Source organism: bacterium, assembly GCA_035380285.1.
Taxonomy (GTDB): domain Bacteria; phylum Auribacterota; class Erginobacteria; order Erginobacterales; family DAOSXE01; genus DAOSXE01.
In genome coordinates this window covers 16668-30840 of the sequence record DAOSXE010000022.1, presented here as the reverse complement: position 1 = coordinate 30840, position 14173 = coordinate 16668, and the positions used below count along the sequence as shown (strand labels likewise).

At 64.6% G+C, this 14173-nt stretch carries 11 protein-coding genes; 2 read left to right on the top strand and 9 right to left on the bottom strand.

Going from position 1 to position 14173, the window contains the following annotated elements; translation table 11 throughout:
- Positions 1-131: 131 nt before the first annotated feature.
- The 4 genes from PLZ73_09240 to PLZ73_09225 form a co-directional block, all read right to left on the bottom strand.
- A complete protein-coding gene (locus PLZ73_09240) occupies positions 132-2009 on the bottom strand; it encodes an amino acid permease (GenBank protein ID HOO78058.1) in 1878 nt (625 codons plus the stop codon).
- The gene (gene crtI / locus PLZ73_09235) at positions 1996-3594 is read right to left on the bottom strand and encodes a phytoene desaturase family protein (protein ID HOO78057.1); all 1599 of its coding nucleotides are present in this window, start codon (positions 3592-3594) and stop codon (positions 1996-1998) included. Before crtI (PLZ73_09235) ends, PLZ73_09240 begins: the two co-directional genes overlap by 14 nt.
- Entirely contained in the window at positions 3591-5102 is a 1512-nt protein-coding gene (crtI, locus tag PLZ73_09230; GenBank protein ID HOO78056.1) for a phytoene desaturase family protein, read from the bottom strand. The genes crtI (PLZ73_09235) and crtI (PLZ73_09230) overlap by 4 nt, the downstream gene beginning before the upstream one ends.
- 290 nt (positions 5103-5392) lie before the next feature.
- Positions 5393-6142, bottom strand: a complete 750-nt coding sequence (locus tag PLZ73_09225) for a TrkA C-terminal domain-containing protein (GenBank protein ID HOO78055.1) — start codon at positions 6140-6142, stop codon at positions 5393-5395.
- Between the two features lie 77 nt (positions 6143-6219).
- Between PLZ73_09225 and PLZ73_09220 the strand changes: the two genes are divergently transcribed.
- Entirely contained in the window at positions 6220-7098 is an 879-nt protein-coding gene (locus PLZ73_09220; GenBank protein HOO78054.1) for an EamA family transporter, read from the top strand.
- A gap of 4 nt (positions 7099-7102) precedes the next feature.
- Here PLZ73_09220 and PLZ73_09215 read toward each other — a convergent pair whose 3' ends face one another.
- From PLZ73_09215 to PLZ73_09195, 5 genes are all read right to left on the bottom strand, one after another.
- Complete coding sequence (locus PLZ73_09215; protein ID HOO78053.1) at positions 7103-8473, bottom strand: nucleobase:cation symporter-2 family protein; 1371 nt, start codon at positions 8471-8473, stop codon at positions 7103-7105.
- The gene (locus PLZ73_09210) at positions 8460-10154 is read right to left on the bottom strand and encodes a hypothetical protein (GenBank protein HOO78052.1); all 1695 of its coding nucleotides are present in this window, start codon (positions 10152-10154) and stop codon (positions 8460-8462) included. Before PLZ73_09210 ends, PLZ73_09215 begins: the two co-directional genes overlap by 14 nt.
- Positions 10155-10197: 43 nt before the next feature.
- Positions 10198-10668 (bottom strand): (2Fe-2S)-binding protein, encoded by a 471-nt coding sequence (locus tag PLZ73_09205; protein ID HOO78051.1) that lies wholly within the window; start codon positions 10666-10668, stop codon positions 10198-10200.
- A 2-nt stretch (positions 10669-10670) separates the two neighbouring features.
- Positions 10671-12992 (bottom strand): xanthine dehydrogenase family protein molybdopterin-binding subunit, encoded by a 2322-nt coding sequence (locus PLZ73_09200; protein HOO78050.1) that lies wholly within the window; start codon positions 12990-12992, stop codon positions 10671-10673.
- Between the two features lie 135 nt (positions 12993-13127).
- Positions 13128-13298 carry a hypothetical protein gene (locus PLZ73_09195; protein ID HOO78049.1) on the bottom strand — a complete coding sequence of 57 codons (171 nt, stop codon included), beginning with the start codon at positions 13296-13298 and terminating at the stop codon, positions 13128-13130.
- A gap of 358 nt (positions 13299-13656) precedes the next feature.
- Here PLZ73_09195 and PLZ73_09190 point away from each other — a divergent pair, with 358 nt between their 5' ends.
- The gene (locus tag PLZ73_09190; GenBank protein HOO78048.1) at positions 13657-13911 is read left to right on the top strand and encodes a hypothetical protein; all 255 of its coding nucleotides are present in this window, start codon (positions 13657-13659) and stop codon (positions 13909-13911) included.
- Positions 13912-14173 lie beyond the last annotated feature (262 nt).

Genomic DNA, 14173 nt, shown 5'->3' with positions numbered 1-14173 from the left:
GTACGAACATCCCCCATTCCCCCTTCCGGGCAGAGTACGCGAAACACTGCCCCCTCCGTTCACCCGGCGGCGAGACTAGTTCCGCCTTTTCCCGTCACGCATGGTTTGAGCAGCCAGGGCAAACCCTGGTATCAATGAGAACCCGCCCCGTCATCGGGCTTCGCCCGGGTTTCCCCCGCCAGGCGGAGCCGACGGCCCAAAAGGACAACGTCCCTTATCCCCTCTTCGTCCGCTGCCGCGAGCCAGCGGTCGGGGAAGTCGGACTCATGGATAAGCTGCGCTATGGCGGCAAGAGCCCGGAGATGGAAATTCCGCTGTTCCAAGGTGCCGAGGAGGACGAAAACCGCCCTCACGTTCCGTGCGCCCGGCCCGAAGTCAACCCCACTCCTTGCCCGAAGCAGTAGGATCTCGAAGCGCTTTTCGCCCGGGATAACCATATGCGGGATGGCGACGAAGGGCGTCAGCACCGTGGAGGTCACCCGCTCGCGTTCCTCAAGCATCTGTTTCAGCGACTCGGCGGGAACGCCTACCCGATCGGCCACGGTTCGGGCTATGAGGGCGAAACAATCTTCCCTTTCGAGGGGATCATCAAGGTCAACCACGGGGCAAGCGGAAACAATTCGATCGAAGCGGTCCGTAACGAGATTGTCCCGTTCGCGGACGATCTCTTTCAACTCTCTTTCCAGGCTGCCGGTCACGAGCTTGCGGGAGGTTATCCTCTGAAGAAGATGAAGGAGCGCGTAATCTCTCTGGACACGTTTCCGGCCGAAAGCCCAGTAACTCCCCAGGCCGACCAGGAAAAGAACGGCGCTGATCAGGTAAGCCTCAATGCCGAGTTCGAAAACGAGGAGAACGAAGCCGAGTATCCCCAAAAGCTGGGGAACCGGATACAAAGGCGCCCGGAAACTCGGGCGGTAATTCTGGACGCGGCTTTCCCTCAGTATGATCACGCAGACGCAGGAGAGAATGAAGCCGAGAATGAGGATCAGCGATGCCGCCTCTACGAGTATGTCCAGCTTTAAGAACAGGGCTGCCGATATGAACACGCCGGTGACGATGGTCGAAAGCACCGGTGCGCCGGTCCTTCCGCCCACCCTGCCCAGGGGCCGGGGAAGAAGGTCGTCACGGCTGAGTGCCAGCAGGTAGCGTGAAGCGGCCATTATCCCGGCGTTGGCAGTCGAAATGAAAGCCAGCACGGCGGCCGCCCCGAGCAGGCGGGTCCCCCAGGCCCCCATGAATTGCGAAGCCGCGTCGGTGATCGGAGTCAACGAATGGTCGAGAGTTTCTGAGGGCAGGACACCGGTGGTAATCAGGACCATAAGGGTATAGAGGACGGTTACCACCGCCAGAGCCATGAACATACCCAGGGGTATGTTCTTTTTCGGTCGCTTAATCTCTTCCGCGAGACCCGAGATCTGGATCAGGCCACCGTAGGCGACGAAAACGAAGCCGGCCGTTGCCAGCGTGCGGTGGAAGCCGTAGGGGAAAATCGGGAGCAGGTGGGAGGATTTCACGCTGGGGAAACCGGTAATGATATACACGAGCATCAGAACGATGAGTGCGGTGACGAGGGCGACCTGAGCCCGCCCGGCGTGCCTTGTCCCGGCCAGATTGATCATGACGAAGAGGAAACAGAGCAGGATGCCGGTGATACGGGGATCGATGGAGATGAACAGCCTGGCGAATGCCGCCATCCCCACCAGTGCAAATGCACTTTTCAGAGAGAGGGTGAACCAGTTGATGAGCCCGGAGATGGACCCGATAACGGGTCCCAGAGATCGGGTTATGAAAAAGTAGTCTCCGCCCGCTCGGGGCATTGCCGTGGCTAGCTCGGCCGCGTTGAGCATACCCACGCCAGCCAGAATGCCGGCCCCCAGGTAAGAGAGGATAACCCCGGGTCCGGCCCGGGCGTGGGCGATCCCCGGCAGTATGAATATGCCCGAACTCACCATTGCCCCGGTGGCTATACAGAATACGTCGAACAGGTTCAGTTCTTTACGCAGACTCATGTGTTTCCCCGCCTGCAGGACGTTTCGCTTCCGTCCCCTCCGGGCGGCGGCGGCCGCGACACGGCCGGCGCGTCGCCCGTAGGGATGATCCGTGCGTTCCCGAACCGATAACCGAATCCGCCGCCCGCAGGCCGCTCATGATTACCATCGGCATGCCGGCGCCGGGGTTGACCGAGCCCCCGACGAAGAAGAGGTTGGGATAACGGCGACTGACCTTGGGGGCCTTGAAGCCGAAGTTTCTACCGATATCCGTCACCACGCCGTAGATCGAGCCACCGTTTGAAAGGTAGTTCTCATGGATATCCTCCGGAGTCCAGACATGCTCGACCACCGTACTCTCCCTCAACCCTTCCATGCCCATCCGTTCAAGCTTGTCCAGAACCCGTTCCTTGAGAGCCGCATAGTCACTCTCCGCCGGGTCGGTTTTCCCGTTCAACGCCGGTATATGCGGGAGGATCTTGATGTTATCGCACCTCTCCGGACAGACCGACGGATCCGTCCGGGAGGGGGCGACCACGTAGAGGGTGGGGTCGGCTGGAATCTTGTGCTCGACAAAAACGCTTTTGAAGTGCTCCCGCTGGTTTCGGGAGACGAAGAAGTTATGGTGCGCCAGTCGGGGAAACACGCGATCAGTCCCAAGGTGTATGACCAGCCCGGAGCAGGCGGGAGGGAATGTACGACCGAACCGCCTCAGCAGTCGCTCGTCGCGGGGCAGCAGTTCCCGGCAGGCTGGGATCACCTCCATGTTCGAGACCACATAATCCGTCTCGATCCTGGTCCCGTCGGCCAAGATCACGCCTGCCGCCCTCCCCTCTTCGATGGGAATCCTCACCACCTTCGCCTCGTATCGGATATCGGTTTCAAACTCCCGGAGCAGCCGTTCGAGAGCCCGGGCAAGCGAGTACATTCCTCCTTTGACGTACCAGAGGCCGAACTCATACTGAACGTTGGGGAGCATGTTCATGAAGCCGGGAGCCCGGAGCGCGGAACTTCCCACGTACTTGATAAAGAAATCCATGATATCGCGGAGATGCGGTTCGGCAAGCAACCGCCGGACGGCCCGGTCCATGGTCTTGGTGAAGTCCAGGTCCAGCACCCGTCGGACCGACGACCGCCGAACCATCTCCCAAAGGTTGTCGGCGGCGGTCTTGAAGTAGGTTTCGTCCACGGCATCGTACTGATCTTTGGAGTATTCCAGGAACCGCCCGAAGGCTTCATCGAGGCCGGGACCGATCCGGGCCAACTGTCGGGCGGTCTCCTCCCGGTCGGGCGTGAGATCAAAGACGGTGCCGTCTTCGAAAAAATTGCGCCAATGGGGGGTTACCGGGACGAAGGCGAGATAGTCCTCCAGCCGACGCCCGCAGCGCCCAAAGAGTTCACGGAAAACATGGGGGAGGGTCAGAATCGAAGGCCCCATATCGAAAGAATACCCCCCGATTTCGAGGAGGTTAAGCTTGCCTCCGGGGCGGGGATTCTTCTCGCAGATCGTCACCCTGTACCCGGCCCCGGAGAGCGCCGCCGCGGCGGCGAGGCCGCCGAGACCCGCGCCGACGACAGCCACCCGGGGAGAAGTCGGCCCGTTCATATTCTCTCCCTCGTCCGTGGATACGCGACTCCGTATTTCTCGGATATCATGTTCGCGCTGATGCGCCCCGACTCGAAGATGGTCGGGAGACCGCTCCCGGGGTGGGTGCCGCCTCCAACCAGGTAGCAACCCGCGCACTCCTCGAAACGGTTGTGCGGACGGAGGTAGATCATATTCCGGAGATTGTGCCCAAGGTTGAAGACGGACCCGATATAAACGTTGTAGTCCTTATCCCAGTCCGCCGGAGTGATAACCTTTTCCTCCCGGATCGCTCCGCGGAGGTTTTTCATGCCCGCCCGTTGCTCCATCATGTCGATGACCAGTTCTCTGAACGGTTCCCGCTCCCGCTCCCAATCGATTCCGCTCCGGAGATTGGGGACAGGGACAAGGACGTAGACCGCCGAATGCCCCGCAGGGGCCAGAGAAGAATCGGTTGCCGAAGCGTTCCTGACGTAAAAGGATATGTCCCGGGACAACGTCTTGGTTCGGAAGACCTCGTCTACGTTCCGCCGGTAGTTCCGGGCGAAGAAGATGGCGTGGTGCGGCAGATCGTACAACCGATCGAGCCCGAGGTAGAGCATGAAGGTGCTGCAGGAGAAGCGGCGGCGCTGCAGCTTGGCGGGCGAATATTTCCGGAGGAATCCGGGCGGGAAAAAAGTTTCCATCGCATGCCCGAAGTCGGCGTTGATCACTACATCGTCGGCTTCCACGGACCCGCCGGATTCCAACTCCACACCACGCGCCCGACGCTTATCAAGGAGTATCCCGCGGACCGGGGTCCCCAAAATTATCTCGGCCCCGTTTGCCCGGGCCACCTCGGCCATTGCCCGGGAGTTTTCGAACAGCCCCCCCATGGTGTGATAGACGCCGAAAGCATGCTCGATGTAGCAGAGGATAGCGAAGAGGCCGGGACATTCCCAGGGCGACATACCCAGGTATTTTGCCTGGAAGGTGAACGCGAGGGCCAGCTCGTCCTCGACGAAGTAGGTTTTCAGGAGACTGAAGAGCTTGCGGTTAAGGCTGAGATGGGGAATCGCCTTGAAGAGGTTGCGGGAAAAAAGCGCGCAGAGCGAACTATACGGTATCTTCAGGCAGGGGTAGAGCCGGTCGAAGCGGTCCTTCTCCCGGATGAGGTACCGGTCCAAACTGGATCCACGCCCCGGGAAAACCCTCTCGATCTCTTCCCGCATCCGTTCCCGATCCGTGGTTGGTTCCAGGCGGCGGTCGGCGAACTGGAGGCGGTACATAGGTTCCAGCCGCCGAAACTCCAGGTAAGCACCGGCATCGGCACCCGCCTCCTCGAATACCTCCTCCAAAACCTCCTTCATCATCAGAAAGGTGGGCCCGACATCAAAGGTGTAACCACCGAGGCGCAGGGGAGCGTTTCTGCCCCCGACGGTGTTCTCCTTTTCGAAAACCGTCACCTTGAAGCCGCGCCGGGCGAGGATCATGGCTGCGGTCAACCCCCCCGGCCCGGCGCCGATGATAACGATCTTCTTGTCTCTCATGAGGATATCTCCGGCGGCCCCGGGCAGTTAACCGGTCGTGTTGCGTACCGTCGATTCACCCCCGATATCGACCCATTGTAAAGTTCGTGCCTCCATCTCGCAACCGGCTGCTCAAGCGGCTACGGGCACGGAGGCCGATACCCCGTCGAACGGGTGGTTTTTTAAAATTTTATTTACTCCGCCCGCGGGAGTCAACAGTCCGGCTCCCAGCGCCGGCCTGATCCTGGGCTTGCTCGTCGCTCCGGGGATCCCGGGGCTGATCGCGGCGGCGGCTTGAGCCCCGGCCGGGCTCAGGACGGGGGCGGCGCGGACGCTCCCCCCGGAGCCGGAGGCGCCGGCTCGGCCGGAGGAACCGGCGGCGGCGCGGAGAATCGGGCCGCGAAGTCCACCACCTTTTCCTCGGACCCGTAGACGATCAGGGTCATGTTCTCGCGGATGACGACGTGGCGCCCGGGGGCGCCGAGAAAGCCGCCGTCGGGTTCCTCGATGCCGAGCAGGGTCATCCCCGGGTAGTCCCGAAAAGCGGTGGCGACGGTGCGGGAGGCCAGGGGCGAACCGGGCGGCACCGGGAACCCCACGATCCGATAGCCCCCTCCCAGGTGGCAGAGCCTCTGGAAATCGGGAGCGGCCAGGCGGGTGTGGGCGGTGATGAAGTGATCGAGAATACGGTCGAGCCATTTCTCGAAGACCGAGCTGTTGGCCAGAAACCAGAGCAGGCCCAGCCCCCCGGCCAGCATCGAGACCCGGATCAGGGTGTCCATGCTGTCGGCCCGGAAAAACCCGAGGATGAAGGTGGCCATGGTGGCCACGATCCCGATGTTGCCGCAGAGCATGAGCATCATCAACAGCTTGCGCCGGGTGGGGTTGGTCACCATCATTTCGGATTCGCGGGTGGTGAAGCCGGTCCCGGTCAGGGCGGAGCGGGCCTGGGTGCGGGCGATATCCTTGGGCATCCCGGTGTAGACGAGGATGATGGTGGCGATCCGGGTCATGAGCAGGGAAAGGTACAGGAGCAGCAGCAGGGTTATGATCGCGATCATCTTCGGGTCTCCTTGACCGTCCGGCCCGTGGAACCTATGATAACGGCCGTCCGGGGCGCTGTCTCCGGGATTTTTTCGTGGAAAGCCTCCTCCAGAACTGGTGGTTCCCGGTCGCGGCCGGGTTGCTCTGCTACGGGCTCTTCGCCTTCCTCTACAAGGCGGCGGCGGAAGCGGGCATGGATTCGGTGGCGGTGGTCAACGTCTCCACCCTGACCGTCTTCGGGCTCGGCGGCGTGCTGCTGCTGCTGCGCCCCGCCCCCGCGGTCGGCGATCCCGTGCTCCTGCTGCTCGCGGCCGGCAACGGCGCCTTTTTCATGCTCGGCAGCGTGCTCAAGGTGGAATCGCTCAAATTCCTTCCCGCCTCCGTCGCTTTCTCCCTCTCCAAGCTCAATCTCGTCTTCGTCGTCGTCATCGCCGTGGCCGTCTTCGGGGAGCGGCCCTCCCTCCGGCAGAGCCTGGGCATCGCCGCCGCCGCCGCCATGGTCGCGGTCGCCCGGAGGCGGCCGCCGGGGGCGGCGGTCCCCGAGCTCCGGGCCCGGGGCCGGGGCGTCTTCCTGGCCGCGGGGGCGGCCCTGTGCACCTCGATCACCCTCTCCCTGGGCCGATGCGCGGCCCGGAGCCCTCTGGACCGGGTCCTCTACGTCACCCTCTCCTACGGGCTGGCGGCGGCGCTGGCCTTCGCCTGGAACCGGTTCCGGGGGCCGCGGCCCCGGCGCCTCCCCCCGCGGTGGACGCTCCTGGCGGCAGGTGCCGGCGTCCTCAACTTCCTCGGCTACCTGGCGGTACTCCAGGCTTTCGCCGTCGCCCCCCTCTCGGTCGTCCAGCCCCTCTTCGCCATGTCCATCCTCATCCCCATCGCGCTCTCGACCGTCTTCTACCGGGAAAAACTCACCGCCCGCAACCTGGCGGCGGTGGGCCTGGCCCTGCTGGCCGTGGCGCTGCTCAAGGCGGGTTGAACGGTCAGCAGCCGCGGCGGCCGGGGAGCGCCAGGTTGAGGAAGATCGCGGCCAGCCCCCCCGTGATGATGGCCGATCCGGCTACGGGAGCGACAAGCGGGGGAAGACCGCGGGCCATCCCCGGCTCCAGGGCCACCGCCATCCCCAGCCCCAGGGAAACGGCGATCAGGAGCATGTTCCGCCGGTTCAGGGGGATCGAGCTCAGGAGCCGGATCCCGGAGACGGCCACGCTCCCGAACATGACCAGGGTCCCGCCCCCGAGCACGGGGGCCGGAATCACCGAAAAGAGAGCGCCGAAAACGGGGAAGAGCCCCGCCACCACCAGGAGGGCGGCGATCAGGTACCCGACGTGCCTGCTGGCGATCCCGGTGAGCCTGATCACGCCGTTGTTCTGGCTGAAGGTGGTGTTGGGGAAGGAGTTGAGAAGGGCGGCCAGGGCCGAATTCACCCCGTCGCCGAAGACGCCCCCCGCCAGCCGCTTCAGGTACACCTTGCCCTCCACCGGCTCCCGGGAGACGGCCGAAGTCGCGGTCAGGTCGCCGATGCTCTCCACCGCCGTGATCAGGTAGAGAAAGGCGACGGGGATGAAGGCGGCGGCATCGAAACGGAAAAACCCGAACTTGAACGGGACCGGGAGGGCGAAGATCCGGACCCCGGCCAGGGGTTTCAGGTCCAGCCGCCCGGCGGCGGCCGCCGCCAGATAGCCGACGGCGAGGCCGATCACGATCGAACTCATGCGCAGGAAGCGGTTGCGGGAAAGGTTGGCGGCGAGGATGACGGCGACCACCAGCCCGGCCAGGGCCAGGCTGCCGGGGGCCCCGTACGCGGGGGTCCCGGCCAGGGCCGCGCCGCCGCAGATGTCGACGGCCGAAGTCTTGACCAGGGAGAGTCCGATGAGGGTGACGATGACCCCGCTGACCGCCGGGGTGAAGACGCCGGAGAGGAAGCGCAGGCCCCGGCTGATGGCGATCTCGATCACCGAGCCGGCGAAGCAGACCCCGAAGATGGTGGAGAGGACGTGGGCGGCGGGGACCCCCGCGGCGATCTGGGCCGCGCCGAAGCTCCGCAGGGGGGCGAGGAAGGTGAAACTCGTCCCCTGGATGCTGAGCAGGCCCGAGCCGACCGGGCCGAACCGCCGAACCTGGATGAAGGTGGAAACCCCCGAAGCCAGCAGGGCCATGCTGATCAGGTAGGAAGACGTTTCCATGTCCAGGCCCATGCCCATGGCGATGATGGCCGGCGGCGTCATGATTCCGACCACGATCGCCAGCAGGTGCTGGGCGGCCGCGAAGAGCGCCTCGCCGAAGGGAGGGCGGTCCTCGAGCCCGTAGATGAGGTCCCCGGGCGGAGGACGGACCGGTTCAGGCGCGGTCACGCCGGTTTTCCTCGGCGGCGGTGAGGGGCGGGCCTTCCCCAGCCGCGCCGGGGCCGACGGCGAAGCCGAGCAGGACCCCGTCCTCCCCGACGAATACGCCGGAAAGATGCTCCAGGACCCGCGCCGCCGGCTCCGCTTCCGCGCCCGCCTCTTCCAGGAAGGCCGCGCGGGCGGAAGCGTCGCGGTGCCCTTCCCCGGCCAGGAACCGGGCCAGGGCCGGGGAGAACACGGTCCCGTCCAAATCGCCCAAGGCGGACCGGGCCAACCCCGTCTCCAAGACCACCCGGCCGTCGCGGTCGAGTACGACCAACCCCAGCCCGGAGGAGGTCACGGCTTCGTCCAGGCGGGAGATCGCCCCTTCCAGCCGGGTGCGCTCGGAACGCTCCGCCTCGACGCGCCCCCGCAACTCCCGCTCGAAGAGCCCCGCCAGGTAGTCGGCGGTCTTCCCGTCGGTCTCCTCCTCTCCCAGCAGGGGGGCCAGGGCTTGGGCGATCTTGTCCCGCACCGGTTTCGGGGCCCGTTTCCGCCGGGCGCGGCGGCGCGGCTTGGCCTCTCCCCGGGCCCGCTCGATCACCCGCTTCAGCTCCGCCTCGTCGATCTTCTTTTCCTCGACCAGCCGCCGGAGCCGGTCCACCACCGCCGTTTCCCGGTCCCTCCCGACCACCTCCCGCAGGAGCTGCTCGGTGCGCTTCAACCCTTTCTCGTCCTTGAGAAACTCCTTGGCGATCCGGTCGGCCTGGTGGGTGTCGATGAAGGCGGTGACGGTGTTGGTGATCTCCTGGATGAACCGGGCCGCGGCCCGGGAGGTCTTGAGCCCGGCGGAACGAGCCTTGAGTTCCCGCTCCAGCTGGACGAGCGAGTTGGCCACGCTCTCGGCCGAAGACTCCTCGCCGTCCTGGTCGCGCTCGGCCAGGCGCATGCCCAGGGACTGCACGCTGCTGAGAAGGGTCTCGATCGCTTCCTGCTGGCGCTGCTGGTCCTCCACGGTCTCGACGTTGTCGTAATACTTCATCAGGCCCACGATCTGGGAGGCGGCCCGGGCGGGGTCGGTCCGGATTTCCTCCAGGAGCCACTCCCGGTCGACCTGCTGGCGCATCAGGGCGTCCCAGAGATGTCCGAGCAGCTCCTTGCGGGCGTCGTCCTCCCCTTCGACCGCGCCGGCGACCTTGACCGAGGTGCTCACCACCTTCTGATCTTCCTCGAGGCGCACGTACCGGGCCTGGTTGACGACGATGGCGGTCACGCCCAGCTCCTTGAGCAGGGAGCCGGCTCCCCCCCGGGTTTCCAGGAGTTCCCGGGAGACCGTGAGCATCTTGAAGAAGATGGCCAGGTCCTTCAGGTTCAGGCCCCGGTGAAAGGTCAGGCCCCGGACCCGGAGGTTGCGGAAATCGCGGGCCAGCCGCTCGACCATGGGGTTGCGCTCCTCGATGGGGAGGCCCTCGAAGAGGATGTTGTTCTTGTGGATGTCGAGCGAGACCCGCTCCCATTCCTCCAGCAGACCGCTCAGAAACTCCCAGGTCTCCTCGATATTCCGCTGGGTTACCTGGTGGTCGAAGGAATAGAGGTCGAGGTTGGACTTGGCCACGCAGAGCCGCCGGACGAGCTCGCCGATGCGGGCGACCTCGATCGGATGTTCCTTCTCCGGGGACGGGGCCCGTTCTTCCCGAGTCTCTTCGGGCATCGGCTTCCCTCCTTTCCGGCGGCCGCGCGCCGCGGAGCTTCCCTCAGCCCCGCAGGCGCTTCTGGGCCGCGAGAGCTCCCTCGAGTATGGCTTCGTAGCCGGTGCAGCGGCAGAGATGCTTCTCCAGCGCGCCCAGGATCGCCTCCCGGCCGGCGTCGGGGTCGGCGGCGAAGAGCGCGCACAGCTCCATGACGATGCCGGGGGTGCAGTAGCCGCACTGCACCGCCCCCGACTCCATCAGCGCCTCCTGGACCGGATGCAGGCGCTTGCCCCGGGCCAGGCCCTCGACGGTCAGAACCTCGGCGCCGCCCAGCCGGGAAGCCGGGGAGACGCAGCTTTTCCGGGCTTCGCCGTTCACCAGGACGGTGCAGGCCCCGCAGGAGGCGTCGTCGCACCCCCGTTTGGTGCCGGTCAGACCCAGCCGGAGCCGGAGCACGTCGATCAGCTTTTCGGACTTCTCGACCTCGAGGGCGCAGTCTTGGCCGTTAACCTTGAACGTGACGGTTTCGGACATGTTCATCCTCCCATGCCGGCCAGTGCGGCCTTGATCTTGTCGGGGGTGAGGGGGATCTCGTAAAAATCGACGCCGACGGCGGCGTAGACCGCGTTGAGGATGGCGGGGGCCACCCCTATCACCGGGTGTTCGCCGATGCCGCGCGCGCCGAAGGGACCGATCTCCCCGGGAGTCTCCACGAACCGGATGGTCTGCTTGAGCGGGGCGTCCTTGATGGTGGGGAACCGGTAGGAACGGAAATGGGGGTTGAGGGCGCGACCGTCGCGGTCGAACTTCAGCTCCTCGCAGAGCGTGGCGCCGATCCCCATCATCACCCCGCCCGCCACCTGCCCCCGGATCTGAACCGGGTTGATCACCCGGCCCACGTCGAAGGTGGAGACGAAATGCAGGACCTCGATACCGCCGGTCGCTTTCTCGATCCGGATATCGCAGCCCTGGGCGCCGAAGGTGTAGCTCATCCCCATCGTCCCCTGCCCGTTTTCGTCGGGGTTGGTCTGCCCGGGGAGACGGGCGTCGGAGGTGGTGTGGACCACCTCCCCCACGGTCTTTCCGTCGGGGTAGGTATAGCCCCGGGCCAGGCTGGCCACGGTCAGGCGCCGGGCCGGGTCGTTTTTCACGAAAACGTGCTCCCCGTCGTAATCGAGCCGGTCGGTCTCGACCCGCAGGACTACGGCGGCGGTCTCCTTGAGCTTGGCGATCGCCCGCTCGCAGGCGCGCTGCACCGCCTTGCCCCCCTGAACGGTGAACATCGAACCGATCGTCTGCCATTCCCAGGGGGAGAACTGGGTGTCGATCTCGGTGTAGAGTCGGATGCGGGAGGGGTCGATCTTCAGACACTCGGCCGCGATCAGGCGGGCGGTATTGCGCAGACCCTGCCCGACCTCGGCGCCCCCCATGTTGATGCAGACGCTGCCGTCGACGTTGAACTTGAGGTAGCAGCTCTTGGAAGAGAAGGGCGCGCCCTTGGGCGTCTTCATCAGGGCCGCGAAACCGCGCCCGTAGAGGTAGCGGTCGTCCTCCGGGGGGAGCGGGGCGCTTTCCAGGGCCTCGAGGGTAAGACGGGCGCATTCGGCGACGTTCCCGTTGGAAGCGTACAGCCGCTCGCCCAGGGAGTGGACGGAACCGGCGCGCAGGTAGTTCTTCTCCCGCAGCTTCCGGGGATCCATCTCCAGTTTCCGGGCCAGGATCTCGACCATCCGTTCCATCGCCAACTGGGTCTCCTGATGGCCGTACCCCCGGTAGGCCCCCACCGGGGGGGTGTTGGTGTAGACCGAGTAGCCGTCGAGGAGGCAATGGGGGAACTCGTAGGTCCCGGTCGAGTTGTGGGTGGCGGCAATGAGGACATGGACGCCGGTATCGGCCGAGGCGCCGGTGGAGTGCAGGATCTCGGTCCGCAGGGCTAGAAAAGAACCGTCGCGGGCGGCCCCCAGTTTGATCCGGGTGCGGATGCCGTGGCCGATCAGGGTGCTGAGAAAATCCTCCTGGCGGGAGGCGATCCACTTGACCGGACGGCCGGGGACGAAGCTGGCCACCCAGGCCACGGTCTGTTCGACGGTGATGTCCGATTTGTAGCCGAAGCACCCCCCCAGCTCCGGGATGTGGACGCGGACGTCGCCGACGGGAAGACCGTAGACCCGGGCCAGTTCCTCGCGGATGATGAAGGGGCAGATGGAGGAAGACCAGGCCTCGACGGTGTCGTCCTCGTGGAACCAGACGATGGCCCCGTGGGGCTCGATCGCGGCCGATGAACCGAACGGATAGTTGAACTCGCCTTCGACGACGACGGCCGATTCGGCGAAACCGCGCTCGACGTCGCCCTTGCGCAGGGTATAGCGGTTGGCGATGTTGGTTCCCGCCACCGGCTCGATCCCGGGGAGATGCCAGAACTCTCCGCTGTCGGGGTGGATGGGAACGGCGCCTTCGGCCAGGGCGTCCCGGGCGTCCACCAGGGCCGGGAGGGGCTCGTATTCGACCCTGATCGCGGCCACGGCTTCACGGGCTTCACGGGCGGACCGGGCGACCACCGCCGCCACCGGCTGGCCGATATAGGTGACGCGGTCCACGGCCATGGGGACAAGGTCCCGGATGTTGTCGCCGTAGCGGAACTCGCAACCTTTCCCGGTCACCACCTTGACCACTCCCGGGGCGGCTTCGGCGGCGGAGACGTCGATGGAAAGAATCCGGGCGTGGGCGTGCTCGGGCCGGAGAAACTCGGCGTAGAGCATGCCGGGAAGGCGGATGTCGTCCAGGAACCGCACCTTTCCGGTCACCTTTCCGACCAGATCGGGACGGATGATATTCTTGCCGATGTATTGAAACGCCATTTCTTAACCCTCCCAGAGGTATGCGGTTGCAGGCGTCGCTTCCGGGGTAGTCTATCCCAATTCCGGGGGGGCTTCAAGCCCGGCAGACGGAAACGCCGGGAAAGGAGCCGGGGGCTCTTGGAAGCGGAGCGCCTTTCAGCGGGAGTCCCGGCGCACCGAGGCGTCGGGGCGGGTGATCCACGAGTATCTTCCCCGGTCGAGGCGCTCGTCTTCGCTTCCGACCAAGGGTTCGAAACAACGGCGGCAGTAGCGTACCCAGGAACCGTATTCGATTCCGCACTTGGGGCATCTCTTCAGCTCTTCCATGTCTATATAATATACTAAAATTAATTTAAGTAAACCTTTTTTAAATATTTTCTTCGGGTAATCGACCGCCCCACGAACGGGATTTTACCGACTTTAACCTTGGCAGCGGTGCGCGTGCAAACAAAGAAAGACTCGCCGGCCGGCTTCCTCACACACCGTCGTTAAATTCTGTTGTCAATTATTTTATTGCCTCGCCCCCGGGCATAACCGGCGCGCCGGAGCGAATAACCGCTCGGCGCAGGCGCCGGAAACCGGAAAAGAGCGGACCCGGCGAATTTTCCTGTTTCAAAATCGATAGGCTTCTGCTCTAATGCCATACCGCATTTCCAGCTAACGCAACTCACCGGGAGAACGACAGATGAGCGAAGAAAACAACAGCGTCGAAGAGATCCAGGAACCGACGACGGCGACCGAAGGGGCTCCCGAGGGCGCGGGTTCGGGCGACGGCGCCGGCGAAGAACCCCGCGAAGAGACCTTCGCCAAAAAGAAAATCCGCCTGATGACGGCGGACGAAATCGACCAAGCCCTGGCCCGGGCCCGGAAACACATGGGCTCGGACAAGGCCTGCTACATCAAGCACCTGCTGGAACGCAAAGCCGAACTGTCCCGCTGAAGCGGGGGAAGAATTCAGAATTCAGTAGCCCCCCCGAGGCCTCTGGGGAATCTTGCACCTGATTACTCTGATTAACTCTGATTAAAGAGGGTTCAGGGTTCAGGGTTCAGGCCCCGCCTCGGCCCCTGGAGAGTTTTGCACCTGTGAAAAGCATAGGGCATAGAGCATGGAGCATAGAGGCCCCCGCCTCGGCCCCTGGAGAGTTCAGCACCTGTGAAAAGCATAGGGCATAGAGCATGGAGCATAGAGGCCCCCGCCTCGG

Bases quoted from the DNA above. Each gene is read 5' to 3' on its own strand.
- PLZ73_09205 (HOO78051.1), bottom strand. From the start codon at position 10,668: ATGTCCGAAACCGTCACGTTCAAGGTTAACGGCCAAGACTGCGCCCTC.
- PLZ73_09210 (HOO78052.1), bottom strand. From the start codon at position 10,154: ATGCCCGAAGAGACTCGGGAAGAACGGGCCCCGTCCCCGGAGAAGGAA.
- crtI (HOO78057.1), bottom strand. From the start codon at position 3,594: ATGAACGGGCCGACTTCTCCCCGGGTGGCTGTCGTCGGCGCGGGTCTC.
- PLZ73_09190 (HOO78048.1), top strand. From the start codon at position 13,657: ATGAGCGAAGAAAACAACAGCGTCGAAGAGATCCAGGAACCGACGACG.
- PLZ73_09200 (HOO78050.1), bottom strand. From the start codon at position 12,992: ATGGCGTTTCAATACATCGGCAAGAATATCATCCGTCCCGATCTGGTC.
- PLZ73_09240 (HOO78058.1), bottom strand. From the start codon at position 2,009: ATGAGTCTGCGTAAAGAACTGAACCTGTTCGACGTATTCTGTATAGCC.
- crtI (HOO78056.1), bottom strand. From the start codon at position 5,102: ATGAGAGACAAGAAGATCGTTATCATCGGCGCCGGGCCGGGGGGGTTG.
- PLZ73_09225 (HOO78055.1), bottom strand. From the start codon at position 6,142: ATGATCGCGATCATAACCCTGCTGCTGCTCCTGTACCTTTCCCTGCTC.
- PLZ73_09195 (HOO78049.1), bottom strand. From the start codon at position 13,298: ATGGAAGAGCTGAAGAGATGCCCCAAGTGCGGAATCGAATACGGTTCC.